The sequence below is a fragment of the Amycolatopsis sp. NPDC114505 genome (assembly GCF_055633615.1).
Window position 1 is genome coordinate 1,046,348 of sequence record NZ_JBVKDV010000004.1, and the last position, 24,113, is coordinate 1,070,460.

Genomic DNA, 24,113 nt, shown 5'->3' on the forward strand with positions numbered 1-24,113 from the left:
CGAGCGAGATTGGATTGCTTCGTGCGACATTGTCCTACTCCCTGTTCCTGCTTTCGTGTTGGGCAGCTTCAGGAGTTTCGCACGATCGGACGTATGTCCACGCCTTCTAGAAATGCCAACGCACGGTGCCCGGGCCGACGCCGCGGGTGATACACCGGAAAGGGGAACGGAATTCGGTCGGGTGGTGACGCAGCGCGAAAACGGCAAGCCCCGGCTCGCGCGGGTGACGGGGCTCGCCGTTTCGGCGCACCGGAACGGTCAGTCGCTGCCCGGTACCGGCATCCCCGCGGCGACCAGCTTCGCGGTGATGGGTTCGAGCTCGGCGATCAGCTCGTCGAGGTCCGCGGAAGAAAGGGTTTCGTACGGCGCGGCGGCGAGCTCGTCGGTGAGGGTTTCGATGCGCTGCCGGGTCTCGCGCCCGGCGTCGGTGAACCGGCCGTCGGCGTCGACGAGCCCGCGCTCGCGCAGGCCGGCCATGACCGCGGCGAGCCGCTTCTTCGGCAGGTGGCCGACGCGTCCGTACGACTCCGGCGGGTGGACGCCCTGGGCCAGCGCGGCGAAGATGTGGGACTCCGTGCCGCCGATGCGCGCGCCGACGAGAGCGGCGACGTGCCCGTCACAACGGTGCTCGCGCAACATGTTCGCGGAGTGCCACAGCCGGTCGACCGGGTCCGCCGGCACCGAGAGGCTCCGCAGCCCGGCGTACATCACGCGGCCCTCGGTGGGCGCGCTCGTCGCGGCCTCGGTGAGCAGGTCGGCGGCGCGCACCAGGCCCGGGGAGCCGGCCAGCTCGTCGCCGAGGATCCGCCGCAGGGAGGCCGCGCTGCCCCGCGCCCGCGCGGCGACGGACGCCTCGGGCGGGATCGTCTCCCACGCGCTCGGGATGTGCCGCGCGGCTTCCTTCGCGGTGAAGCTGTAGAAGGCCGCGTGCACGACCGGCGCGGGCACCCGCCCCAGCGGCGCGGCCCGGCTGGCGAAATAGCCGTCCCAGTAGGTGGGGTGGCCGAGCGCGGCCAGTTCCTCGTTGCACTCGTCAGCCAAGAAGGTGACCAGGCAGATCGGTTCCAGGAGCTCGAACATGCGTCGCGCGATTTTAGTCATGATGTCCATCATTACTCCGATTCCCCGGACCGCGCTTCGCCGCTCGCGCGGGACAGGGAAAAAAGGCACACTGGAAGAACTTCGTCAGGCGTTCGCCGCGACCAGCCGCGCCAGGCGGTGCACGCCTTCCGCGATCTTCTCCGGCTCCAGGTAGCTGCAGGACAGCCGGACCGAGTGGGTGCCGCCATCGGTGTAGAAGAACCGCATGGGCGTCCAGAGAACGCCGAACTGTTCCGCCGAGAGCTGCAGCAGTTTCTCGTCGGCCTCGAACGGCACGTCGACGACCGCGAAGAACCCGCCACGCGGCACGTTCCAGCGCACCCCGCCCTCGCCCCGCCCGGCCTCAGGGAAGTGCTCGTCCAGCGCGGAGAGCATCGTGCGCAGGTTGTTCCGGTAGAACGCGACCTTGTCCCGGTTCGCGACGCGCAGGCTGCAGCCCGACTCGATCAGCACACCACCGATGACGGCCTGGGAGATCGGCGAGGTGTTCACGGTCAGCATGCTCTTGACCGCCGACATCTCGTCGGCGAGCAGGGTGCGCCTGCCGTCGACGTCGACCACGGTCTGGTCGGCGACGAGGAACCCGACGCGGGCGCCCGGGAAGCAGGACTTCGCGAACGATCCCAGGTAGAGCACGCGCTGCTCGGTGTCCAGCGACTTCAGGGCCGGCCGCGGCTCGTCGTCCAGCCCGAACAGGCCGTACGGGTCGTCTTCCAGCAGCAGCAGGTCCTGCTCCGCCGCGACGTCGAGCAGCCGGCGGCGGGTCACCACCGGCAGCGAGATGCCCGACGGGTTCGAGAAGTTCGGCACGAGGTAGAGCGCGCGGGGGCGCTTGCCCGCGGCGCGGACCTCGCGCGCCACCGCGGCGACGGTCTCCGGGTCGAGCCCGTCGGGAGACTCCGGCACCGGAACCACGCCGACGCCGAGGATCCGCGCCGCGCCGGTAAGCCCTACGTAGCAGGGCTCCGCCACGAGGACGACGTCGTCCGGGCCCGGGCACAGCGCCCGCAACGCGATGATCATGGCCTCCTGGCAGCCCGCCGTGACCATCACCGAGTCCGGCGGCACGACGATGCCCTCGTCGACCTCGAGCATCGTGGCGATCAGCGAGCCGAGCTGGCCGTTGGTCCGCCCGTACTGGAGCAGCCGGCCGCGCACCTGCGGCTCGGACAGGCCACCGGCGCGGAGGTGGTCCACATAGGACCCGAGGTACCGCTGCACGTCCTCGGTCGAGTAGAACCCGTCGTAGGGACGGCCGGCCGCCAGGGAAATCGCGTCCGGGTACCGGCCGGCGATCTCGTTGAGGAAGTTCATCGACGTCGCGACCGGGTCGGACACCGAGACGTGCAGATCCGCACGCGACAGCTCAACCACGGGTCTGCGCTCCGGTGGCGGCCAGCGTCGCCAGCTCCACGAGCCGGACGCCGACGTCGATGACGGGCAGGTCGCAGGCCGCCGTGATCAGCGGCAGGACACTGGTGAAGTGCGTGCAGGCGAGGACGACGGCGTCGAGGTCGAGGCGCTGCGCCAGGCGCAGCGTCGTCGGCAGGTGCGAGGAGGTGAAGGCCTTTTCCGGGTCGCCGGCTTCGATCCCGCGCACCAGGCCGGGATCCGACACCCCGAGCATCCGGTGGCCGGGGCTGACCTCCCAGGCGGCCCGCTCGACGCCGACGACGGCCTGCGCGTTCCCGGTGATCACGAGCGACGAACGCAGTTCCGGGAACACCTCGCGGTAGACCGTGACGGGTGAGACCACCGGCACCGCCGCGTCGTCGTGGTACACCACGGCGGACAGCGAGTTGCAGAACAGCATCGCCAGCTCGGTGCCCCGGGCGTGCAGGTCGTGGAGGCGGGCGTGGAACGCCGCCGTCAACGCGCCGGGATCCCGGTACTGCAGCGAATCCTGCTCGTCCGGGGAGCCCGCCATGGCGTACGGGACCGTCGCCAGCCCGTTGGCCCTCAGCAGCTCGGCGCCGAGGCCGGAATCGTAGGGCGTGCCGGCGATGACCGCCACCGCGGGCGTTCCCTCGTCCACCATCATCGCATCTCCGTCCGCGCAGGCGTCCACTCCGCCCATGGTTCCAGCCGGGACGGCGGCTGCCTTCCTCCGGAGTGCCGGTCAGGGAAGCGCGATCACCTTGCCCGGGTTGAAGATCCCGTCCGGGTCGAAAGCGGCCTTCACCGCCCGGTGGACCTTGGTGCCGACCGGGCCGATCTCCCGCGCGAGCCAGTCCCGCTTGAGCAGGCCGACGCCGTGCTCCCCCGTGCAGGTGCCGCCCAGCTCGAGACCCAGCCGCATGATCTCGTCGAACACCAGCCGTCCACGGTCCACACTGGACTGATCGGCCCGGTCCACCACGATGACCGGGTGCAGGTTGCCGTCACCGGCGTGCCCGACGACCCCGACCAGGACGCCGTGGCGGGCCGAGATCTCTTCGACGCCGGCGACGAGGTCGGCGACCCGCGCCCTCGGCACCGCGACGTCGTCCACGATGAGACTGCCCCGGCCGCCGGGGAACGCCCGCACCGCCAGGTGTTCCATCGCCGGGTGCGCCAGCCGTCGCGCGCTCGTCAGCGCTTCGGCCTCGAGCGCGTCCCCGGCGACGTAGAGTTCGCTCGCGCCGGCCGCCCGGCAGCACTCGGCGATCGCGGCGAGGTCGGGCCCGTCGCCGGTGTCCGTGGCGGCCAGCAGCATCGCCGCGGCCCCGGTGTCCAGGCCCATCGGCCGGTACGCCTCGATCGCCCGCAGGTGCGTGCGGTCGAGCAGCTCGAGCATGCTCGGCACGTGGCCGGCGACGATCGCGGACACCGCCCGCCCGGCCGCCGCCATCGCCGGGTACACCGCGACCACGGTCCGGGTCTCCGCGGGCGCCGGGCGGAGCCGGACGGTGATCTCGGTGATGATCCCGAGCGTGCCCTCCGACCCGACGAACAGGCCGGTCAGGTCGTACCCGGCGACGCCCTTCACGGTCCGGCGGCCGCAGCGCAGGACCTCGCCGTCGGCGAGCACGACTTCCAGGCCGAGCACGTATTCGCCGGTGACGCCGTACTTGACGCAGCACATGCCGCCCGCGTCGGTCGCGACGTTGCCGCCGACCGTCGAGGACTCCCAGGAACCGGGGTCCGGCGGGTAGGCGAGCCCTTCCTTCGCCGCGGCGCGGCGCAGCTCCGCGTTGACCACCCCAGGTTGCACGACCGCGAGCCGCTCGCCCGCGTCGAGCTCCAGGATCCGGTTCAGCCCGGTCAGCGAAACGACGAAGGCGCCGTCGACCGCGTTGGCCGCGCCGGTCAGCCCGGTGCGCGCGCCCTGCGGGACGACCGGCACCCGGTGCGCGGCCGCCACCCGCACGGTGGCCGCGACCTCCGCCGTGCTGCGCGGGCGCACCACGGCGAGCGGTGTGCCCGCCTCGCACAGGTCGGCTTCGTCGCGGCTGTGCGCGGCGAGCACGTCGGGATCGGTGAGCACACGGCCGGCGGGCAGCGCCGCCAGCAGGTCGTCGATCGGGAATCCCATGGGGAGCAAGGTAACCCGCGCGCCCGGCTCGGCTCCACCTCTTCCTCGCGAACACCACGTTCGTACGGACATCTCCGGAATGTCCCGTTCGATCCACGAAAACGGCGGTGGGCAACCGCAAAGACGTGCGTCGGATGGTTTCCCACCTAGTCTCACCACACCTGTCCCGGTTCACACACGGAGGTGGACAAGGTGAAAAGCCTGATCATCACCACGGTCACCGGCGTGGCCCTCGCGTTCTCGGCGGTGAACGCCCCGCCCGCCACCGCGGCGCCGGCGGGAACGATCGCGTGGGGCGCGTGCCAGGACCCGGCGCTGGTGACGGCGGGCGCCCAGTGCGGAACGCTCTCGGTGCCGCTGGACCACCGCGAGCCGGACGGGAAGCGGATCCGGCTCGCGGTGTCCCGGGTGAAGCACAAGACGCCGGACAGCGCTTTCCAGGGCGTCATGGTGACCAGCGCGGGTGGTCCCGGGCAGTCCGGGCTGGGCATGGCCACGTTCGGCTCGCTGGTCCCCGACCACGCCGGGGACGCCTACGACTGGATCGGCTTCGCCCCGCGCGGAGTCGCGCCGAGCACGCCCTCGCTGTCCTGCGATCCGACCTACATGGACTTCGACCGGCCCGGGTACGTGCCGGTCACGCCGCAGCTCGAGCGGACGTGGCTCAGCCGCGTCCGCGGTTACGCCGACGCCTGCGGCGAGCGCAACGACCCGGACCTGCTGGCGAACATGAAGACCACCGACGCCGTGGCCGACCTGGAGAGCATCCGGGCCGCGCTCGGCGTGCGCGAGCTGAGCTTCTACGGCTACTCGTACGGCACGTACCTCGGTCAGGTCTACGCGACGCTGCACCCGGACCGGGTGCGCCGGATGGTCCTGGACAGCACCGCGGACGTCCGGGCCGTCTACTACCGGCTCAACCTGTCCGAGGACGCCGGGTTCGACCGGAACCTCAACACCTGGTTCGGCTGGGTCGCCGCCCACGACGACGCTTACCACCTGGGCAAGACCCAGGCCGCGGTCAAGCGCCTGTTCGACGCACAGCTGGTGAAACTGGCGAAGCACCCGGCCGCCGGGGTGATCGGCCCGGACGAGTGGCTGGACGTCTTCCAGCTGGCGAGCTACTTCCAGTCGAGCTGGACCACGGTCGCCGACGTCTTCGCCGGCTGGGTGAACCGGGGTGACGGCGCGCCGCTGAAGAGCTGGTACGAGCAGATCGGCGGGCGCGGCAACGACAACGGCTACGCGGCCTACCTGGCCGTCGAGTGCACCGACACGCAGTCGCCGCAGAACTGGGACCGGTGGCGGTCGGACGCCTGGCGGGCGTTCGCCGACGCGCCCTACTACGCCTGGCAGAACGCCTGGGTCAACGCGCCGTGCGCGTCCTGGCCGGCCAAGGCGGGCCGGCCGGTGGACGTCGGCAGCCGCCGCCTGGACAGCATGCTGCTGATCGACGAGACGCTCGACGCGGCCACGCCGTTCGAGGGCAGTCTCGAGGCCCGCAGCCGGTTCCCGGGCAGCGCGCTGATCGCCGAGCCGGGCGGCACGAGCCACGCGAGCACGCTGATGAGCGGCAACGCTTGCGTGGACGGCAAGATCGCGGCCTACCTGACCGACGGCACGCAGCCGGCGCGCAAGCCGGGCCGGCAGTCCGATGTGGACTGCGCACCGGCTCCCCTGCCGGTTCCGCCGGCCGGGTGATCCCGCGGCGCCTCGAGCGGTCCTCCATCGGTCGTCGAGGTCCCGCGGCACACCTCCGAACGTGCCGCGGCGGGCCTCGCCGGCAAGTGAGAAGACGCGTTTCCCTTGCCCCGCTGCGAAGCTGGGACGGTCGACAATCTAGGAGGTCAAGGTGTCGAGCACCGATGTTCCGACGCGGGAGGAACTGGTTCGCCGCGTGGCCGAACTGGCGCCCGTACTGAAGAAGCACGCGAACTGGTCCGAGCAGAACCGGCGGGTGCACGACGAGTCGATCGAGGCACTGGCCGAGGCCGGCGTGTTCAAGCTGCGCCGCCCGAAGCGCTACGGCGGTTTCGAAGCCGACACCCGCACGCTCGTCGACGTCGCCACCGAGATCGGCCGCGCCGACGGTTCGACCTCCTGGGTGGCTTCGGTGTACTGGATCCCCACCTGGATGGCCTGCCACTTCCCGGAAGCGGTGCAGGACGAGGTGTTCGCGACCCCGGACGTCCGGGTGTGCGGGACGCTCAGCCCGTCCGCGATGGCCGCGCCGGTCGACGGCGGCGTCGTGGTCAACGGCAAGTGGGGCTTCATCAGCGGGGCGCTGCACGCGCAGTGGCAGGAGATCATCGCGATCCTCGTCCCGCCGGACGGCGAGCCGTACCCGATCATGGCGCTGGTCCCGCTCTCGGACCTGCTCGTCGTGGACGACTGGGACACCGCGGGCCTGCGCGGCACCGGCAGCGTGTCGACGGTGGCGCAGGACGTCTTCATCCCGGCCGAGCGCGTGCTCCCGCTGCCCGCGGTGCTGGAGGGGCAGGGCGGTGCGGCGGGCTCGATCTACCGGTCGCCGCTGCTGCCGGTCGCCTCGGTGTCGTCGGTCGGCACGCTGGTGGGCATGGCGAAGTCGGCGCAGGACAGCTTCCTCAAGCGGCTGCCGGACCGCAAGATCACTTACACCGCCTACGAATCGCAGCGCGAGGCCCCGATCACGCACCACCAGGTGGCCGAGTCGGCGATGAGGCTCGACGAGGCGCAGTTCCACGCGCACCGGCTGTCCACTCTGGTCGACACGAAGACCGCCGACGGCACCCCGTGGAAGCTGGAGGAGCGCGCGATCGCGCGGGCGGACCTCGGCGCGGTCGTCAAGCTGGCCAAGAAGTCCATCGACATCCTGGCCACGGCCTCCGGTGGTTCCTCGATCTACCACGGCATCCCGATCCAGCGCATCGCCCGCGACATCGCCGCGGTCAACCTCCACGCGCTGATGCACCCGAACACCAACACCGAGCTTTACGGCCGTGTGCTCTGCGGACTCGAGCCCAACACGCTCTACATCTAGGGAGACTTCCATGACCACGACCGAAACCGGCACCGCGGCCGACCAGGCCGGGATCGCGGCCCTGACCCAGAAGGTCATCGCCGCGTGGGCCTACGGCGACGCCGACGGCTTCGCCAACGTCTTCACCGAAGACGGCACCATGATCCTGCCCGGCATCTTCAAGAAGGGCCGCGAGGACATCCGCGCGTTCCTGAAGGAGTCGTTCGAGGGCAACTACAAGGGCACCCAGGTCACCGGGAAGCCGATCGAGATCCGCTTCTTCACCGCGGACTCCGGCGTCCTCATCACCCAGGGCGGCGTCCTCGGCCCGGGCGAGACCGAGGTCGTGGACTCCCAGTCGATCCGGGCCTCCTGGACCGTCGTGAAGCGCGACGGTGCCTGGCACCTGGCGTCCTACCAGAACACCCCGGCCAAGCAGCAGCTGCCGAAGCCGGGCACGGCCTGACCCCTCGCCCCACCCCGGAACCCGGGCCGCCCCCTCGCGGCCCGGGTTCTTTTCTTTACACTGGGGTTGCTCAACACAAAGGAGGGCCGGGATGATCCGAGTCCTGCTGGCCGAGGACATGCACCTGGTGCGTGGCGCGCTCGCGGCCCTGCTGAACCTCGAAAGCGACATCGAGGTCGTCGCGGAGGTCTCCTCGGGCGCCGACATCCTGCCCGTCGCCACCCGGTGCAAGCCCGACGTCGCGGTGATCGACATCGATCTGCCGGAGAAGGACGGCCTGACCGCGGCGAGCGAGCTGCACGAGCGCCTGCCCGGCTGCCGGACGCTGATCCTGACCAGCCTCGGCCGGCCCGGCACCGTGCGGCGCGCGCTCGACGCCAAGGTCAACGGTTTCCTGCTCAAGGACGCGCCTTCGGAGAAGCTCGCCAACGCCCTGCGGTCGGTCACCGTCGGCCGCCGCGTCATCGACAGCGAGCTCGCGCTTTCGGCCTGGGAGACCGAGGACTGCCCGCTGACCCCGCGCGAGATCGAGATCCTCCGGCTGGCCGCGCACGGGCGCACGGTCGCCGACATCGCCGCCGAGCTGTACCTGTCCGCGGGCACGGTGCGGAACTACCTGGCCGCGGTCGTCACCAAGCTCGACGCGCGCAACCGGGTGGACGCGATCCGCATCGCCACCGATTCCGACTGGCTCTGAACGCTTTCAGAGCAGCGCGGCCAGGCCCGCGTAGCCGCCTTCCTTCAGCCGCAGCCCGGACGTCGTCGCGTACGCCTCGTCCGCGCGGATCCCCAGGCCCTCCACCATGCGGTTCATGAAGTTGAACAGCGCGCACACCAGCACCGCGTCGTGCAGCGCGTGCTCGTCCCAGCCGGCCGCGAACACGGCTTCGGCGTCCTCTTCGGTCATCCGGGACGGCGTGCGGGTCAGCTTGCCCACGTAGGCCAGCACGGGCTTGAGCTTGTCGTCGACGGGCGCCGAGTCCAGGTCGGCGACCGCGGCCGCCAGGAGCCCCTCCGGGACGCCGAACGCCTCCGCGGTGATCGTGTGGATCCCGTGGCAGTAGTCGCAGCTGTTGACCCCGGACACGTACGCCGCGATCAGCTCGCGCTCCCCCGGGGTGAAGGGCGACGACTCGCCGCGCATCAGCACCTCGTGCAGGTCCAGCAGGTGCCGCGCCGGGTCCGGGTTCGCCTTGAACACCTGCAGCAGCGTGGTTTCAGCCGGCAGGGACCTCAGGTACGACATCGAAGGGTTCCTTTCCGTCCGCCAGCCCGGAGGCGAGCTGGTCGACCTCGGTGCCGCGCAGCGCGCACGCGGTCAGGTAGGCGATCGTCCCCGCGCCGGCACCGGGCACCGCCGCCGCGACGAAGTCCAGGCGGCGCTCCCACTCGCGGCGCAGCGAACCCGGTGACGACGTCGACGGCGGGCCGCCGACCCGGTCGCGCAGGGTCAGCCAGTGCTGCCGGCCGGACTCCAGGAGGCCGCCGAGGCCGAACTCGGCCGAGCCGTGCCGGGCCTGGTCGACCACCTGGGTCACCAGGGCCGGGTCGTCGGCGAGCCGGGCGAGCGCGAGCCCGGCGAGCAGCCGGTCGGCGTCCAGGCCCAGCAGGATGATCCCGGCTTCCGTCGCGCCCGGGGCGTCGACGTCGGGCAGGGCGAACCGCGAGTCGTGGTTGTCAGACACCGGCGACTGCCTCGGCCGGCGCGACGACTCCGGTGCGCAGCTGGGCCGCGATGGCCGCGGCGACCCGGGTGGTGGCGACGCGGTGGCCGTCGATGTTGCGGGCGGCCGGGCCGAGCACCATCCCGGCCGCGGCACCGACCACGGACACGCGCGGCTCGCGGCGGTAGGACAGCGTCCGCTCGTCCAGGGACGGCCAGCCGTCGCGGGCGTCGACGAGCTCGTCGGGCAGCAGGCCGGTGCCGATCGACGGCGTGGTGCCCAGCGCCAGCACGACGTGGTCGCCCGCGACCCGACGGCCGCTCTCCAGCCGCAGCACCACGCTCCCGCCGACGGCGGGCGCGATCTCCTTGACGGCTTCGTCGCGGTGCACGACCAGCTGTCCGTCGGCTTCGGCGCGCTCGAGCCGCGGCCGGAACTCGAACATGATCGACGCGCGCCGGAACCGGCTCATCAGCTCGAGCCGCTCGGTCCAGCCGACCCCGTCGAAGCGCTTGCGGCCCTCGGGCCGGAAGAAGGTCGAGTTGACGTCCGCGCACTGGTAGCGCTCGCCGGTCTCGCGGACCACCCAGTGCACCTCGCGCCCGGCCTCGAGCGCGCCGGTGATCAGGTGGGCCGCGGTGAGCCCGGCGCCGACGACCACCTGGCAGCCCACGCCCGCCGGCACGGATTCGTCCCAAAAGGACACTCCGCGCGGCGGATGCCCGCCACCCCACCAGGCTTCCGGCGCCGGCCGGCGTTCCTCACCGGGACACAGCACGACGTGGCGGGCGGCGACGGAGAAGCGGTCGGTGTGCACGGTGACCGCGTCGGGCCCCGGCACGACCTCGCGCACGCTCGCCTGCCAGGTCTTCTCGCCGACGTGGTGGGTGGTGTCCAGGTGCGCGCAGTAGGCGTCGAAGACGTCGACCGGGACGACCGACCGGTGCCCCGACTGCGCCATCCGGATCTCGCGGCGCTCGGTGGGCGTCAGGCGGCCCCAGTGCAGCCGCGCGAAGTCGAGCAGCTCGCAGTCGCGGAACCCCTCGACCCCGGGGTGGTGTTCGTACGGCGAGCGCAGCACGCGCTGGCCCAGCAGGTCGATCCGGCCGAAGAACCGCCCGCACGGGCGCCCGGTGCGGTCGACCACGACGACGTCGGGCACGCCGTGGTGCCACAGCGCGGAGGCGACCGCGAGCCCGGCGGGCCCGGCCCCGACGACCACGACGTCGGCGGTGGGCGCCGGCGACGCCTCCCGCGCCGGGGACGGCGGCGCGGGCGGTCGCGGCCAGTCGCGGCCACGCGGCGAGTCGAGCAGGTGTGGCTCCGGTACGAACTTGATCACTGCTCGCCCCGCCGCCGGCTCAGAGCACCGTGACGGGGACGATCAGCTCCACCACGGGGCGCTGGTTCATGCCGTTGGTCACGAGCTCGTCCAGCGTCTGCTGGGACTGCTCGGCGCTGTCGGTGGCGATCGGGCTGTAGCGCGAGTAGAAGTAGGTCGGCTTGCGGCCGCCGGTCTCCATCGAGTACGTCTTCAGGACGGTCTCGCCCGGGCGGACCTCGCCGTCGTAGAAGGTGAGGCGGCGCTGGTCCGGCGTCATGAAGCTCTTCGAGAACTGCGGCGACATCAGCATTTCGTCGTCGAGGAACGTCGAGTCCTCGTCCATCACGGCCTGCATCGCGACCCAGGTCTGGTCGGTCAGGTTGGTCTCGGCCTTGATGACCTGCCAGCGGCCGGGCTCGGGGAGGCTGACGCTCACCGAAACGTCGTGGTCGGTGGTGTCGATGGCACCGGTGATCATGAGCACCCGGCGGCCGAGGTCGGCGGTCCCGGTCATCTGGACGTCCCGAGCGCGCACCCGGCTGGAAACATCGAGTCCTGGCAATTCAGGTGAAGACATGGTGCAGCCTCCTACGTTTACCCACCCCAGAAATAGCGGCTTGACCAGCGAACACACAAAGGCTTTCACACGGCAAGATACGCTGTCAAGATGAGGAACGCATGTACGGGAGGCCTATAATCGGCGGCCGATCAGGGGAAACACCCGCAGCCGGGTGCGGACCGCGAGTTGGTCCGTTCGGCCCAGCAGTTCCCCTGGTGCAGTCACTCGGGGCTGGACGTCTCCTGAGGCGCGGCCGCGGCATCGACCCCGTCTTCGACCGCTCCGACATAGCGGATTTCGAATGCGGATTCGGCGCGCTGCACCATTACTTTCATGACCAGTCCCGGTTTCACCATGACCAGGAAATTGCCGGGATCGCGAGGGTCGCCGAAAATGTCGTAAACGAGAAAGGCGGAACCGTCGCCGACCGCGAACAGGGCCTCGTAGACGACATTCCGCTCCGCCTGGGACGCCGTCTCGGCCCAGCATTCGAGGACCTCGAGGCCCGCCGTGAGCTGGAGGCGCATTGCCATCCGCCGGCCTCCCCACCAACGTCGCAGATCGCCGTCACGCATGGGCCACCGTGCGGCGGTGACACTCCGGCCCGAACATCCACAATTCTCCCCGGCGGGTGGCCGGGTGCTCATCTCCGAGCGTGCGCTCCGGCACCGTCCGTGTCCGGCACCGGAGCCTCGCCGCTTCAGTTGTAGCCGAGCACGATGTGCTCGCCGAGCTCCTCATCGGCCGGCTCAGGTGGTTCGACCGGCTCGACGAGCCGGAGCCCCCGGGGCTCCTCGGCGGGTGGCGGGGTCCAGTCGCCGGCCGGGACCGCTGCTGTCGTCATGGCGTTCCTCCGCTGTATCGGTGTGGAATCACGATGCGCCACGGGGGTCGAGGATCGGATGGGAACCGCTGACGTGCGCAGCTTTCGAGTGGCCCCGAGGGGCGGGCGAGAGGTGCACTGGGAGTGACGAATCCCGACGGCGAGGTACCCCCGATGAAGGACGAAGACAAGAACCAGGGCGGCGCGGCCCACCGCCAGCGCACGTGCGCGGTGTGCGGAGCGGAGTTCAGCCCGGAGGAGCGCACCCAGCTGGAGGCGTTCTCGGATGGGGAGGTCCGGTATGTGGCGGTGCATCCGGGGCACACGACGCACTCACCGAGCCGAGAGCGGGCGGCGGTGCGGAGGTTGAGACAGATGCCGGGGCACGCCGCTTGAGGGTGGCTTCCTGCGGCTGTACTGGGCCCGGGTGGCTGCCGCTCTGGCTGGGGCCGTCACGCGGCCGAGGGCGTGGTGGGGATGGGCGGGCGGTCCTGCCGGGGGCCCGCGCGAACCGGCGGCCCCGGCACATCTCAACCGGCGGGTGCGGGCCCAGCGCGGCCGGCGCAGCTCGCTCGGCGCCCTGCGCGGCACATCCCAGCCTGCGCGGCGTGCGCACCGTGGCCCAGTGGCTGCGTGGACGGGGCGTAGCCCCGCCCACGCAGCGGCCCGGTTAGGCCGAGGCAGAGCCGGGCCCAGCGCAGCCCGGGTTAGGCAAGGCCCGGCGCAGCCCACCGAGGCCCGGCGCAGCCGGGCCGGCCTGGCCGAGTTCAGCCCGGTGCAGCCCAGCGCTGCCCGACCCGGCGCGGCCCAGCCATGCGCAACCCCCGCGGCGGCGCGGAAAGAGCGAGGCTGGGCTCCGCCCAGCCCAGCCCAGCGAGGCAAGCCCGGCGCAGCCCGGGTGTAGCCCAGCGCTGCCCGACCCGGCGTGGCCCAGCCATGCGCAACCCCCGCGCCGCCTGCCCGGCCCAGCGCAGCGCTGCGCTGGGCTGGGCTGGGCTGGGCTGGGCTGGGCTGGGTAAGGTGGACAGAGCGAGGCTCGGCGCCGCCCAGCCCGGCGCGGCCCGCTGAGGCCCCGCGCAGCCGGGCCCGGGCTGGCCCCGCCAGTCCCGGCGCAGTTCCGGCCTTGCGCAAGGCAGCCCAGCCCGCCCCAACGCTGCGCGGACCAGCGCAGCCCGGCCCAGCGGCGGCCGACCCTCCCCCGCCCGGCGCAGGGCGACCGGCCCAGCCCAGCTCCGCCCCGGCCGCTCGGCCGGAGCCGGTCGGCCCGGGCTCAGCGCAGCCCGGCGACGCGAGGCGAGGCGAGGCCCAGTCGGCCCGGCGAGTCCGGCGCAGGCCAGCCAGCCCAGCTCAACCCGAGGCCCGCCGCGGCCGGGCCGCCCTGGCCCGGCTGCGCCAGGGCGCAGGCCCTGCCGAGCGGCGGCCTAGCCGACCCAGCGCAACCCAGCCCAGCGCAACGCGGCCGAGCGACAGCCAAGCCACCCACCCAGCACAACCCGGCCCAGCGGCAGCCCAACGCAACCCCAGCCCCAGCCCCAGCAATGACTTCTAGAGAGAGCCGCAAAACACCCCCACCTCAGCGAGGCAACCCCGACATCCGCCAAGCCCCCACCCCGGCCCGAACCTCCCGAGACCGCCAAGCCGGATCCCCCCAAACCGAACGCCCCGGCACCTCCCGCGGCCGGGCGCGAACCGACCGCAGCACCGCCACCAGCGCTGCCAACTCGCAGTCGTCCGGGGTGCCGTGGAGCACGCGGATCACGGACATCGCGACCACCTCCGTCAGCCGATTCAGATCGGCAGGTTGCCGTGCTTGCGGCCCGGGGACGGCTTGCGCTTGTCGCGCAGCATCGCCAACCCGCGGGCCACCGCCGCGCGGGTCTCGGCCGGGTCGATGATGTCGTCGACCAGACCTCGCTCCGCCGCGTAGTGCGGGTTCAGGAACTCCTCCGTGTACTCCGCCACCAGCTTCGCGCGCAACGCCACCGGATCCGCCGACGCCGCCAGGTCGCGGCGGTACAACACGTTCACCGCGCCCTCCGCGCCCATCACCGCGATCTGGTTCGTCGGCCACGCCAGCGACAGGTCGCAGCCGATCGAGCGCGAGTCCATCACGATGTACGCGCCTCCGTACGCCTTGCGCAGGATCACCTGGATCCTCGGGACCGTCGCCTCGCAGTACGCGTGCAGCAGCTGCGCCCCCTGGCGGATGATGCCGCCGCGCTCCTGCTCCACCCCCGGCAGGAAACCCGGGACGTCGACCAGGCTCACCAGCGGGATGCCGAACGCGTCGCAGAACCGGACGAACCGCGCCGCCTTCTGCGACGCCGGTCCGTCCAGCACGCCGGCGAACACCATCGGCTGGTTGCCGACCAGGCCGGTCACGCGGCCGTCGATCCGCGCCAGCGCGCACAGGACGTTGCGGGCCCAGCCCTCGTGCAGCTCGAAGAACTCGCCGTCGTCGGCGAGCTCGGCGAACACGTCCCGCATGTCGTACGGCTGGTTCGGCTCGACCGGCACCACTTCCGCCAGCCGGGGCCGATAGTCGTCCTTCGCGCTCGTCGGTGCCGTCGCCGGCGGCGAGTCGAGGTAGTTCGACGGCAGCAGCGACACCAGGTACCGGACGTCGGCGAGGCAGCTCTCCTCGTCGTCGTGCACCACCGTCGCGACGCCCGACGCGCTGCCGTGGACGTCCGCGCCGCCGAGCTCCTCGTGCGTGACGCGGCGGCCGCTGACCGCCTCGACCACGTCCGGCCCGGTCAGGTACATCCGCGCGGTGTCGCGCACCATGAACGTGAAGTCCGCCAGCGCCGGCGAGTACGCCGCCCCGCCCGCGCACGGGCCGAGGATCACGCTGATCTGCGGGATCACCCCGGACGCCTCGACCTGGCGCCGGAAGATGCCGCCGTAGCCGTTCAGCGCCAGCACGCCCTCCTGGATCCGGGCGCCGCCGCTGTCGTTGAGCCCGATCACCGGGGCGCCGTTGGCCAGCGCGAGGTCGAGCACCTTGTGGATCTTCGCCGCGTGCGCCTCGCCGAGCGAACCGCCGAAGAGCGTGAAGTCCTGGGCGTAGACGAACACCCGGCGCCCGTCGATCGTGCCGGAGCCGGCGATCACGCCGTCGGTGTGCGGGCGGTTGCCGGCCAGGCCCGGGCCGGTCGCCTGGTGCCGCCGGTAGGGCTCGATCTCGGTGAAGGAGTCGTCGTCGAGCAGCAGGGCGAGCCGCTCGCGGGCGGTCAGCTTGCCCAGCGAGTGCTGACGCCGGACGGCGTCGAGCTTGCCCTCGTGGATGTGCGAGCGCAGCTCTTCGCGGCGCTTGCGCAGCAGCGGCATGTCGGGCGGCACCGGCCGGGACAGGTCGGCGACGCGGGCCAGCTCGATGACCTGCGCGTCCCCGGACGGCGCCGGGCGGCCGAGCCGGCGGCGCCGGACCCCGTCGGGGACCGGCACCACCTCCGCTTCGTCCGCGCGCGCCGCGCCGGAGTCCTGGGTTCCGCTCACGCGGCATCCCTCATCCGGGCCCGGTGGTCCCGCTCGATCTCGGCGACGATGGCGGACCACACGATGCCGCGGCCCAGCCGGGGCATCGGGCGGACGAGCGCGTCGACGGCAGGCGGCATCGGAGCCGCCGCGACGGGCTGCCGGTCACCGGTGTCCGCGTGCCCGGCGTCGCTGGTGGTCATGGCAGGACCTCCTCGATCTGAACGGTCCCGGGTCCGGGACCGGTGAGAACCGGCTGCCCACTTCCGTCCGAAGTGGACAGAGGGGACGGAGCGGGAAGAGTCGACGGCGTGCGCGGGACCGCCGCGCCCGCCTGCCGGTCCGTGATCCGCCCGGCGGCGTGCAACCAGGCCACCGCGTCGCGCACGGTCTCGGCCGCCGGCCGGGCCGGCACGCCGCCGGTGGGCGCGTCCCCGGCGACCGGCACCGCCGTCGCGCACACGTGGATCGCGCCGTACTGCACCGGCAGCGCCCACGGCCACAGGCGCTGCAGCCGGTCGGCGAACCGCCCCACCGGGTACAGCGCCCGCGGCGGCAGGAACACCGCCGGCAGCGCGCGCCCGGTCACCGCCCGGACCGTGGCCAGGTACTCCCGGGTGGTCAGGAAGTGCCCCGGTGCGAAGAACGCGTCACCGGAGACCTCGCCGCCGAGGATCCGGGTGTGCAGTTCCGCCGCGTCGCGGACGTCCCCGACCGGGAGCCCGCGGCCCGGCCAGATCGGCGTCAGCCCGCGCAGGACGTCGCGCAGCCGGGCATTCTGGTCGCCCAGGCGCGGGTCGTGCGGGCCGAGCAGCGCCGGCGGGTACGTGACGACGACGGGTGCGCCCGCCGACCGGTGCTGCCGCGCGATCCGGTCGGCCGCCGCCTTCGACGCGAGGTAGGGCTCCCGCGACCCGCCGACCGGGCTCGAGGCCCCGATCGACGGCGCGGTCGTGGGGTACAGCGCCCCGACCGTCGACACGTGCACGATCCGGCCGGTGCCCGCCCGGCGCGCCGCGGCGAGCACCACCTCGGTGCCGCGGACGTTCACCCGCCACAGCTCGTCGCGGCGCCGGCTGTCGAACGTGTACACGCCGGCCGCGTGCAGAACGGCGTCCGCACCGGAAACCAGGCGCCGGGCCGCGGCCGGATCCGTGACGTCACCCTCCACCACGTCCACTGTGGACGGAACGGTGGCCGGGTCACGGGCGAGCAGCCGGACCCGGTGCCCGCGCCGCAGCAGCGCTTCGACCGTGTGCGCACCGAGGAAGCCGGTGCCACCCGTGACCGCGATCAGCATGTCCGTCCCTCTCAGGCCGCGCGGGCCTTCCCGTCGACGTGGTGGTAGCTGCCGCCGTAGAAGATCAGCGCCTCCTCGCCGGTGCCGCGGCTGGTCGCGACCACCCGGCCCAGGAAGATCGAGTGGTCACCACCCGCGACCACCTCGGCGAGCTCGCACTCCAGCCAGGCCAGCGCCCCGTTCAGCAGCGGGGCCCCGGTCTTGCCGCCGGGCGTGTAGCCGACCGCTTCGAACTGGGCCATCCCGTCGGGACGCCGCCAGTCGGCGAAGTACTTCGACGTGTCCTGCTGGTCCGCCGCGAGGATGTTCACGCCGAACGAGCCCGCGGTGACGATCGCGGAGTGCATCCGGGCCGCCTTGGACACGCAGCACAGCACCATCGGCGGTTCCAGCGAAACCGAGGAGAACGCGTTCGCGGTCATGCCGTGCGCGTCCTCGCCGCCGGCCGTCAGCACCGTGACGCCGGTGGCGAACTGCGCCATCACCTGCCGCAGTCCCGGCTGGGCCGAGAGGCCGCGGCGGGCGGCCGACGTCGGCAGCCGCTTCAGCACGGGAGGCTCCGATTCGTAGCCCACTTGTCAGACTCCCTTGCCGTTGACCGCGGCCGTCGAGTAAGGCACCAGTGCCTCACGCAGCTGCTCGGGGACCCGCGACGGCACGGTGGCCGTGTTGGGCCCGCGCATGCACGCGATCCGCTGCCGTCCCCGCGCCACCAGCCGCTCCTCGCCGCTTTCGGTGAGGTGGACGTAGTCGAACGCGAACTGGATCTGCGTCGAGGTGAGCTCTTCCAGCCGCAACCGGATGGACAGCTCGTCGAACGCGGTGATCTCGGCGAAGAACTCGCACTCCACCTTGAGGGTGAACAGCTTGAGGTCGTGGCGGACCTCTTCGAGCACCGCCGGCGCCTTCTCCTTGAGGAACATCTCGCGGCACCGGCCCTGCCAGCGCACGTAGTTCACGTAGTAGACGTTGCCCACCAGGTTGGTCTCTTCGAAGCCGACCGTGTGGCGGATCTCGTAGTAGTCGGACATCTTCAGTTCCCCTCTGCGTGGAGCACCGCGAAGACGATCGGATCGGTCCGGTCGTTGACCGTGGTCGACCAGGTGGCGATCCGGGCACCACCGGAGGAGAGCAGCGCCCACCCGTCGGCGTCGACCTGGCGCACGGTCAGCGCCTGGGTCATCGAGCCGGTCTTGCGGACGCACTCCAGCGCGCTCCAGACCCGCGTGTTGGCCACGCTGATCGGTTCGCCGGTGTCCGCCGCCAGCAACCGGCCGAGCGCGAGGAGCTCTTCGCCCAGCAGCCCGGTCCAGTCCTCCTCGGTGCGTTCGATCGCCGTCTCGATGTCGCAGGCGACCTGGTCGGCGCCGGCGACCACGAGAGTCAGCTCCGAGGTGTGCGACGCGGTGACGTGCACGCCGCCGTCGCACTCGGGCTTGCCGTCGGGGCGGTAGCGGACCTCGACCGGCCGGTCGAGCGCGCGGCCCGCGGCGAGCGCGGTCTGCGCCCGGCGCTCCGCGATGCCCTCGGCCGGGCGGCCCGCCGGGTCCGGCTCCAGCACCACCGACCGCGTCCCGCCGAGCAGCCGCTCGCAGGCACGCTCCACATAGGACCCGAGCATCGACGGGACCCACGGCCCGGCGCCGTCGCGCTTGCGGACCGCGCGCAGCTTCAGGCCTTCCCAGCGCTCGACCAGCGTCCCGTCCGGGTTGCGCACGTCGAGGTCGTAGATGTAGCTGTCGCCGTTCTGGACGCGTTCCTTCGCGTCCAGCAGGACGTACTCGGCGTGCTGGACACCGGGCTCGGCCAGGTACAGCTTCTCGATGCCCTGCGGCAGCAGCGTCGCGTCGGGGACGCAGCACTGGATCGCGTGCATCATCGCGTCCCGGGTGCCGGGGTCGGCCAGCAGCCGCTCCTGCGGGAGGAACGGGGCGAACCAGTAGTGGTCCGCGTTCGTCGAGATCTCGGCGACGGCGTGCCGGGCGCTCGCCCGCCGGTAGCCGAGGACCCGCTGGAACCGCTTGCCCTGGAACAACACCGAGCCGTACAGCTCGCTGATCGGCTCCACCGGGACCGGCGGCAGCGCGACGTCGCGGGGGACGCGCTCACCGAGCTCGGCCGGCCGGGCGAAGCTCAGCCGCGCCTTGAAGTGGTCGGCGCTGAAGCCGGTCTCGTCGCTGCGGATCACGACGTCGACGGTGTCGGCGTCGCGGGCCAGCGTGGCCAGCCGGACCGTGGTCGACCCGCCCGGCGAGACGATGATCGGCCGGAGGAACTCGACGTCGGACAGCACCGGGGTCCCGACGCGGTCCAGCGTCGCCGCCGCGGCCTGCGTCATGGCCTCCATGCCGAGCACCGCCGGGAACAGCAGCTGCCCGTCGAGCAGGTGGTCGGTCAGGTACGGGTCGGCCCCGTCGGAGAGGTCGGCCTCGGTGATCAGCTCGACGCCCGGGTAGTGCACGATCGCGCGGTCGACGAACCGGGTCAGCGGCAGCTCCCGCTTCTGGATCGGCAGCGTGGCCAGGCCCGACGTACGGCCGCACACCACCAGCACCGGCGGCGCGGCCGGGTCGGCCAGCACCTGGCGGAGGATGGTGATGCCCTCCTCCGTCGGGATCGGCGTGATGCCGTCGCGCATCAGGGCGCTGACCACACCGAGCTTCTCGCCCATGCCGGTGCCCGACCAGACCGACCACTCCAGCGCGATCGCCCGCGCCTGCGGGTGTTCCTGGCCGAAGCGCAGGGTCAGCTCGGTCATCCAGTCGTTCGCCGTGGCGTAGTGCGCTTCCCCGCGCAGGCCCGCCCGGCCGATGATGCTGCCGAAGGTGACCAGGAGCTTGATCTTGTCCTGGTCGACCGCGGCGAGCACCGCGTTGAGCCCGCCGATCTTCGGGGCGAGGGTCTTGCGGAAGCTGTCCTCGGTCAGGGAGAAGAGGGCGGCCGGCTCGTTGCGGCCCGCGCCGTGCAGGACCGCGGTGACCGGGCCGAGGTCGGCCTGGACCCGGGCGACCGCCTCGGCGATCTGCGGGGCGCTGGTGACGTCGGCGCGCTCGTAGCGGTAGCGGATGCCCGCCGCCTCCATGCGGTCGAGGTTCTCGGCCAGCTCGGTGTCGGTCTCCGGGTCGCTGCGCCCGAGCAGGGCCAGCTTCGCCCCGGAGTCCTTCGCCAGCGCCAGCGCGCTCTCCGCGGTGATGCCCTTGCCGCCACCGGTGACGAGCAGGACGTCCGAGGAGTCCAGCGAGTCGCGGATCGGGCCGGGCTTCGGCGCGGGCAGCGCGGACAGCCGCGGCACCGTGCGCCCGCCGTCGGCGCCGTAGCGCGCTTCGGTGAAGTCCGTGGTCGCGGCGACCTCGGCCACCACGGTGTGCACGGCTTCGGCGATCGCGTCCACATCGGACGGTGTCGGGTCCGCGAAGTCGATGATCGTCGTCTTCGCCGAGGGGTCCTCGAGCCGCAGGGTGCGGGCGAGGCCGGCCGCGCCGTAGCCGTGATGCACGACCACGAAGCGCGTGCCGTTGGGGGCGGCCATGACGGCGCGGCCGGCGTCGAGGAACAGCCCGACGTGGCTCGAGTCGCAGTCCGCCGGCAGGCAGAGCACCACGCCGTCCCCGGCGCCGGACGCGGCCAGCGCCGCCTTCAGCGGCTCGGCCAGCGGGTGCCGCGGCGTCGCGAAGAGCTGCCACTCGGCGCGCCCGGTGCCCGGCGTGAGGTCCGCGTTGGGCCGCGGCGCGGGCACGTACTCGACCGCGAACGGCCGGACCCACGGTCCGACGCCCGGGGCCTCGCCGACGTTGCGGTCGGCCGGCTTCGCCGTCTGCGCCAGCTCGTCGATCATCTCGGCGAGCTCACCGAGGCAGACCGTCGCGAAGTTCGGCATGCCTTCGAGCGCGGGCCGGCCCAGCGCCCGGGTGACGTCGTTGACCAGCTGCCCGACCGTGATCGACGACAGGTGCAGGTCGTCGAGCGGGTGGGTGTCGGCGGTGACGGCTTCCAGCGGCAGCTCGACGCGCTCGGCGGCGAGCTTGCGCAGCAGGTCCAGGGTCGACCCCGAGTCGGACTCGCCGGTGGCGGCGTCGGCCTCGGCGGCCAGTGCCTTCTCCGCGGCGAGCTCGGTGGCCAGCTCGCTGTCGATCGACGGCGCCGCTTCGCACGGGCTGGAGAGGAAGTTGTAGACACCGTCGGCCGGCAGGGCACGCACGACGCGTCCCTCGAACAGCGCGTCCACCGAGATCGGCGCGCCGAGCGCGAACGCCGCGCCGACGACCCGCAGCAGGGCCTGCAGCGACGCGTTGTCCGAGTCGATCGCGAGCACCGGGGTGTCCGGCGCGATCTCCTCGAACAGCCCGGTCAGCACCCGGCCGGGGCCGACCTCGACCACCAGGTCGCTGCGCTCGGCCACCTTGGCGGCGGCTTCGCGGAAGCGGACCGGCAGCACGATCTGGTCGTGCAGCAGCTCCGGCAGGTTCTCGGCGGCGTGCAGCACGTCGCCGCTGACCGTCGAGACGACCGGCCGCTCGAGCCGGGCGAAGCTGAACTCGCCGAGCCGTTCGGTCATGGCTCGCGCGGCCGGTTCGACCGCGGGCGAGTGGAAGGCGTGCGAGACCTTGATGCGGGTCGCGCCGACGCCCTGGGCCTTCGCCCTGGCGACGATGCGGTCGATCGCCTCGGCCGGACCGGAGATGACGGTCTGCTCCGGCGCGTTGTAGCCGGCGATGACCAGGTCGTCACCCAGGCCCAGCTCCTCGACGCGGCCGGGCGAGGCGGCGATCCCGGCCATCGCGCCGGTGCCGTCGCCGGTCGTCGTGGCCATCACCTTGCCGCGGAGCTTGGCCAGCTCGAGCAGGCCGCGCTCGTCGAGCGCGCCGCCCCAGTGCAGGGCGGTCAGCTCGCCGAGGCTGTGGCCGGTGACGGTCGAGGCCTCGATGCCGAAGGATCGCAGCACCCGCAGCGCGGCCAGCGAACCGGTGACGATCCGCGGCTGGGCCACCTCGGTGGCGACCTGGTCGCCGGCGACCGGCAGGGCCGCGGCGCGGAAGATCTCCTCGGCCACGGTGAACCGGCGGCGCAGGGCGCTCTCGCCGCCGCGCCCGGATCCCTGGCCGGGGAACAGGTAGCCGATCTTCGGGGCGGCGCCGCGGCTGCTCGCGAAGATGCCGTCGGCGGAGTCGAAGACCGCGCTCCCGGACTCGAGCTGCTCCAGCAGCTTGGTCAGCTTCCGCTCGGCGTGCTCCGGGTTGGCCGCGACGACCGCGGCGCGCACCGGCTTGCCCGACAGGTCCTTCGCCAGCTTCGCGGCGAGGTCGCCCAGCTCCGCGAACGACAGCTTCGGCACGGCCTCCAGGGTCGCGGCGATGTCGCCGCGCAGGGTCGCGACGTCGTCGGCGTCGAACAGCAGCAGCTCGGCGTCCTGCCGGCCGGCGACCAGGGTGCGGGCCCGCTCGTCGAGCTCGCGGCGCCGGGCCGCGGTGGGCGACTCGGTGACCGTGACGTGGGAGTTGATGCCGCCGAAGCCCATCGCGGAGACCCCGGCGCGGACCGGCTGGTCCTCGGGCCACAGCGACGCGTCGCGCGGGACGTACATCCGCGCGGACGTCCCGGTCAGCGACTCGTGCGGCTCGTAGTGGCCGGTGGCCGGCGGGATGACCTGGTGGTAGACCGCCAGCGTCGCCTTGATCAGGCCGGCGACGCCCGCCGCGGCCTTCGTGTGCCCGATGTTGCCCTTGATGGTCGACAGCGCGGCCGGCTTGGCCAGCGGGTCGGCGTCACGGCGGGCGGTGGACAGCGCCTCGATCTCGGTGGCGTCGCCGAGCGCGGTGCCGGTGCCGTGGCCCTCGAAGTAGGAAACGGTCTCGACGCCGTAGCCGGCGCGGTCGTAGGCGCGCTTGAGGGCGAGCCGGTGCCCGGCGGCCTCGGGCCGGGTGATGCCGCCCTTGCCGTCGGAGGAGACGCCCCAGCCGCCGATCGACGCGTAGATCCGCTTGCCCTGCTCCAGCGCGTCACTCTCGCGCATCAGGACGAGCATGCCCGAGCCCTCACCCGGCCAGAAGCCGTTGGAGTCGGCGTCGTAGACCTTCATCTCGCGCTTGGCCAGCGCGCCGGTCTTCGCGAACCCGATCACCTCGAACGGGTCGATCGACAGGTCGACACCGCCGGCGATGGCGAGGTCGAGGTCGCCCTGGGCGAGCGCGTTGGCCGCGGTCACCACGGACAGCAGCGAGGACGAGCAGGCGCCGTCCACGGTGTAGCCGCCGCCGGCGAAGTCGAAGTGGTTGCAGACACGGCCGGCGATGGTGTTCGCCAGGCCGCCGGCGAGGGAGTCCTCGTTGATCTCGGGGAACGGCTCCTTGTACTGGACCTCCAGCTCCCGCAGGAAGCTCGCGGTGTCCTCGTCCTCCCAGCCGCGGGAGCTCAGCGCCGCCGCGACCGTGCGGCGGACGTACGGCCAGCGCAGCCGCATGATGTTGGCGCGGGAGAACTCCCCGGTGAGGCTGTTGCCGATGACGACGCCGGTGTTCTGCCGCGGCGCCCCGTCACCTTCGCCGAACCCCGCGTCCGCGAGGGCTTCGGCGGCGACGTCGAGCGCCAGCCAGTGCGTCGTGTCCGTCGCGCGGAACGTGCTGCCGGCGACCTTGTGCGCCACCCGGTCGAACTCGTAGTCCCGCAGCACCGCCGCCTTCTGCGCGTAGAAGCGGTCCGGTGCCTTCGGATCGGACGAGTAGTAGTCCGCCCGGTTCATCCGTTCGTCGGGGAGCCTGCGGAACGCCCGGCGACCGGCCAGCACGTTTTCCCAGAGCTCCTCCGGAGAACTCGCGTCGGGGTATCGGAGACCGATACCGACGATCGAAATGCGCTCAACGCTCATGCCACCGCACTCCCACTGGCTC

Annotated in this window: 22 protein-coding genes; 5 read left to right on the forward strand and 17 right to left on the reverse strand. The window is 72.5% G+C overall.

The window, feature by feature from the left end:
• Positions 1–258: 258 nt before the first annotated feature.
• The 4 genes from ACZ7OU_RS42620 to ACZ7OU_RS42635 form a co-directional block, all read right to left on the reverse strand.
• Positions 259–1,101 carry an SCO6745 family protein gene (locus tag ACZ7OU_RS42620; protein WP_470259642.1) on the reverse strand — a complete coding sequence of 281 codons (843 nt, stop codon included), beginning with the start codon at positions 1,099–1,101 and terminating at the stop codon, positions 259–261.
• Positions 1,102–1,185: 84 nt separating this feature from the next.
• On the reverse strand, positions 1,186–2,475 hold the full coding sequence (locus ACZ7OU_RS42625; protein ID WP_470259643.1) for an aminotransferase-like domain-containing protein: 1,290 nt from the start codon (positions 2,473–2,475) through the stop codon (positions 1,186–1,188).
• The gene (locus ACZ7OU_RS42630; protein WP_470245762.1) at positions 2,468–3,142 is read right to left on the reverse strand and encodes a glutamate racemase; all 675 of its coding nucleotides are present in this window, start codon (positions 3,140–3,142) and stop codon (positions 2,468–2,470) included. Before ACZ7OU_RS42630 ends, ACZ7OU_RS42625 begins: the two co-directional genes overlap by 8 nt.
• Positions 3,143–3,220: 78 nt before the next feature.
• Complete coding sequence (locus ACZ7OU_RS42635) at positions 3,221–4,615, reverse strand: FAD-binding oxidoreductase (protein ID WP_470259644.1); 1,395 nt, start codon at positions 4,613–4,615, stop codon at positions 3,221–3,223.
• Positions 4,616–4,807: 192 nt separating this feature from the next.
• Here ACZ7OU_RS42635 and ACZ7OU_RS42640 point away from each other — a divergent pair, with 192 nt between their 5' ends.
• The 4 genes from ACZ7OU_RS42640 to ACZ7OU_RS42655 all read left to right on the forward strand — a co-directional run bounded on the left by ACZ7OU_RS42640 (position 4,808) and on the right by ACZ7OU_RS42655 (position 8,779).
• Positions 4,808–6,316 carry an alpha/beta hydrolase gene (locus ACZ7OU_RS42640; RefSeq protein ID WP_470259646.1) on the forward strand — a complete coding sequence of 503 codons (1,509 nt, stop codon included), beginning with the start codon at positions 4,808–4,810 and terminating at the stop codon, positions 6,314–6,316.
• A 151-nt stretch (positions 6,317–6,467) separates the two neighbouring features.
• On the forward strand, positions 6,468–7,637 hold the full coding sequence (locus ACZ7OU_RS42645) for an acyl-CoA dehydrogenase family protein (RefSeq protein WP_470259647.1): 1,170 nt from the start codon (positions 6,468–6,470) through the stop codon (positions 7,635–7,637).
• Between the two features lie 10 nt (positions 7,638–7,647).
• A complete protein-coding gene (locus ACZ7OU_RS42650; protein ID WP_470245758.1) occupies positions 7,648–8,082 on the forward strand; it encodes an SgcJ/EcaC family oxidoreductase in 435 nt (144 codons plus the stop codon).
• Positions 8,083–8,173: 91 nt separating this feature from the next.
• The gene (locus ACZ7OU_RS42655; RefSeq protein ID WP_470259648.1) at positions 8,174–8,779 is read left to right on the forward strand and encodes a response regulator transcription factor; all 606 of its coding nucleotides are present in this window, start codon (positions 8,174–8,176) and stop codon (positions 8,777–8,779) included.
• Between the two features lie 6 nt (positions 8,780–8,785).
• On the opposite strand, the gene ACZ7OU_RS42660 is transcribed toward ACZ7OU_RS42655, so the two are convergent.
• The 6 genes from ACZ7OU_RS42660 to ACZ7OU_RS42685 all read right to left on the reverse strand — a co-directional run bounded on the left by ACZ7OU_RS42660 (position 8,786) and on the right by ACZ7OU_RS42685 (position 12,473).
• A complete protein-coding gene (locus ACZ7OU_RS42660) occupies positions 8,786–9,328 on the reverse strand; it encodes a carboxymuconolactone decarboxylase family protein (RefSeq protein ID WP_470259649.1) in 543 nt (180 codons plus the stop codon).
• On the reverse strand, positions 9,300–9,767 hold the full coding sequence (locus ACZ7OU_RS42665; RefSeq protein ID WP_470259650.1) for a DUF6187 family protein: 468 nt from the start codon (positions 9,765–9,767) through the stop codon (positions 9,300–9,302). Before ACZ7OU_RS42665 ends, ACZ7OU_RS42660 begins: the two co-directional genes overlap by 29 nt.
• Positions 9,760–11,088 (reverse strand): FAD-dependent oxidoreductase, encoded by a 1,329-nt coding sequence (locus tag ACZ7OU_RS42670; protein ID WP_470259651.1) that lies wholly within the window; start codon positions 11,086–11,088, stop codon positions 9,760–9,762. The genes ACZ7OU_RS42665 and ACZ7OU_RS42670 overlap by 8 nt, the downstream gene beginning before the upstream one ends.
• 19 nt (positions 11,089–11,107) lie before the next feature.
• Entirely contained in the window at positions 11,108–11,584 is a 477-nt protein-coding gene (locus tag ACZ7OU_RS42675; protein WP_470245753.1) for a DUF6423 family protein, read from the reverse strand.
• Positions 11,585–11,850: 266 nt separating this feature from the next.
• Positions 11,851–12,162 (reverse strand): DUF6235 family protein, encoded by a 312-nt coding sequence (locus ACZ7OU_RS42680; protein ID WP_470245752.1) that lies wholly within the window; start codon positions 12,160–12,162, stop codon positions 11,851–11,853.
• 167 nt (positions 12,163–12,329) lie between these two features.
• Positions 12,330–12,473, reverse strand: a complete 144-nt coding sequence (locus ACZ7OU_RS42685) for a hypothetical protein (RefSeq protein WP_470245751.1) — start codon at positions 12,471–12,473, stop codon at positions 12,330–12,332.
• Positions 12,474–12,626: 153 nt separating this feature from the next.
• Here ACZ7OU_RS42685 and ACZ7OU_RS42690 point away from each other — a divergent pair, with 153 nt between their 5' ends.
• Entirely contained in the window at positions 12,627–12,848 is a 222-nt protein-coding gene (locus ACZ7OU_RS42690) for a hypothetical protein (protein ID WP_470259652.1), read from the forward strand.
• Between the two features lie 1,177 nt (positions 12,849–14,025).
• Here ACZ7OU_RS42690 and ACZ7OU_RS42695 read toward each other — a convergent pair.
• Genes ACZ7OU_RS42695 through ACZ7OU_RS42725 form a run of 7 tightly spaced genes read right to left on the reverse strand, consistent with a single transcriptional unit; the run spans position 14,026 to position 24,091 of the window.
• On the reverse strand, positions 14,026–14,217 hold the full coding sequence (locus tag ACZ7OU_RS42695) for an acyl-CoA carboxylase subunit epsilon (RefSeq protein WP_470259653.1): 192 nt from the start codon (positions 14,215–14,217) through the stop codon (positions 14,026–14,028).
• A 23-nt stretch (positions 14,218–14,240) separates the two neighbouring features.
• Entirely contained in the window at positions 14,241–15,950 is a 1,710-nt protein-coding gene (locus ACZ7OU_RS42700; RefSeq protein ID WP_470259654.1) for an acyl-CoA carboxylase subunit beta, read from the reverse strand.
• A complete protein-coding gene (locus ACZ7OU_RS42705; protein WP_470245747.1) occupies positions 15,947–16,132 on the reverse strand; it encodes a DUF6222 family protein in 186 nt (61 codons plus the stop codon). Before ACZ7OU_RS42705 ends, ACZ7OU_RS42700 begins: the two co-directional genes overlap by 4 nt.
• On the reverse strand, positions 16,129–17,229 hold the full coding sequence (locus ACZ7OU_RS42710) for an SDR family NAD(P)-dependent oxidoreductase (protein WP_470259655.1): 1,101 nt from the start codon (positions 17,227–17,229) through the stop codon (positions 16,129–16,131). The genes ACZ7OU_RS42705 and ACZ7OU_RS42710 overlap by 4 nt, the downstream gene beginning before the upstream one ends.
• An 11-nt stretch (positions 17,230–17,240) precedes the next feature.
• Positions 17,241–17,804 (reverse strand): flavin reductase family protein, encoded by a 564-nt coding sequence (locus ACZ7OU_RS42715; RefSeq protein ID WP_470245745.1) that lies wholly within the window; start codon positions 17,802–17,804, stop codon positions 17,241–17,243.
• Between the two features lie 3 nt (positions 17,805–17,807).
• Positions 17,808–18,260, reverse strand: coding sequence for an acyl-CoA thioesterase (locus ACZ7OU_RS42720; protein ID WP_470245744.1), 453 nt, complete (start codon positions 18,258–18,260; stop codon positions 17,808–17,810).
• 2 nt (positions 18,261–18,262) lie between these two features.
• Complete coding sequence (locus ACZ7OU_RS42725) at positions 18,263–24,091, reverse strand: type I polyketide synthase (RefSeq protein WP_470259656.1); 5,829 nt, start codon at positions 24,089–24,091, stop codon at positions 18,263–18,265.
• Between the last annotated feature and the right edge of the window lie 22 nt (positions 24,092–24,113).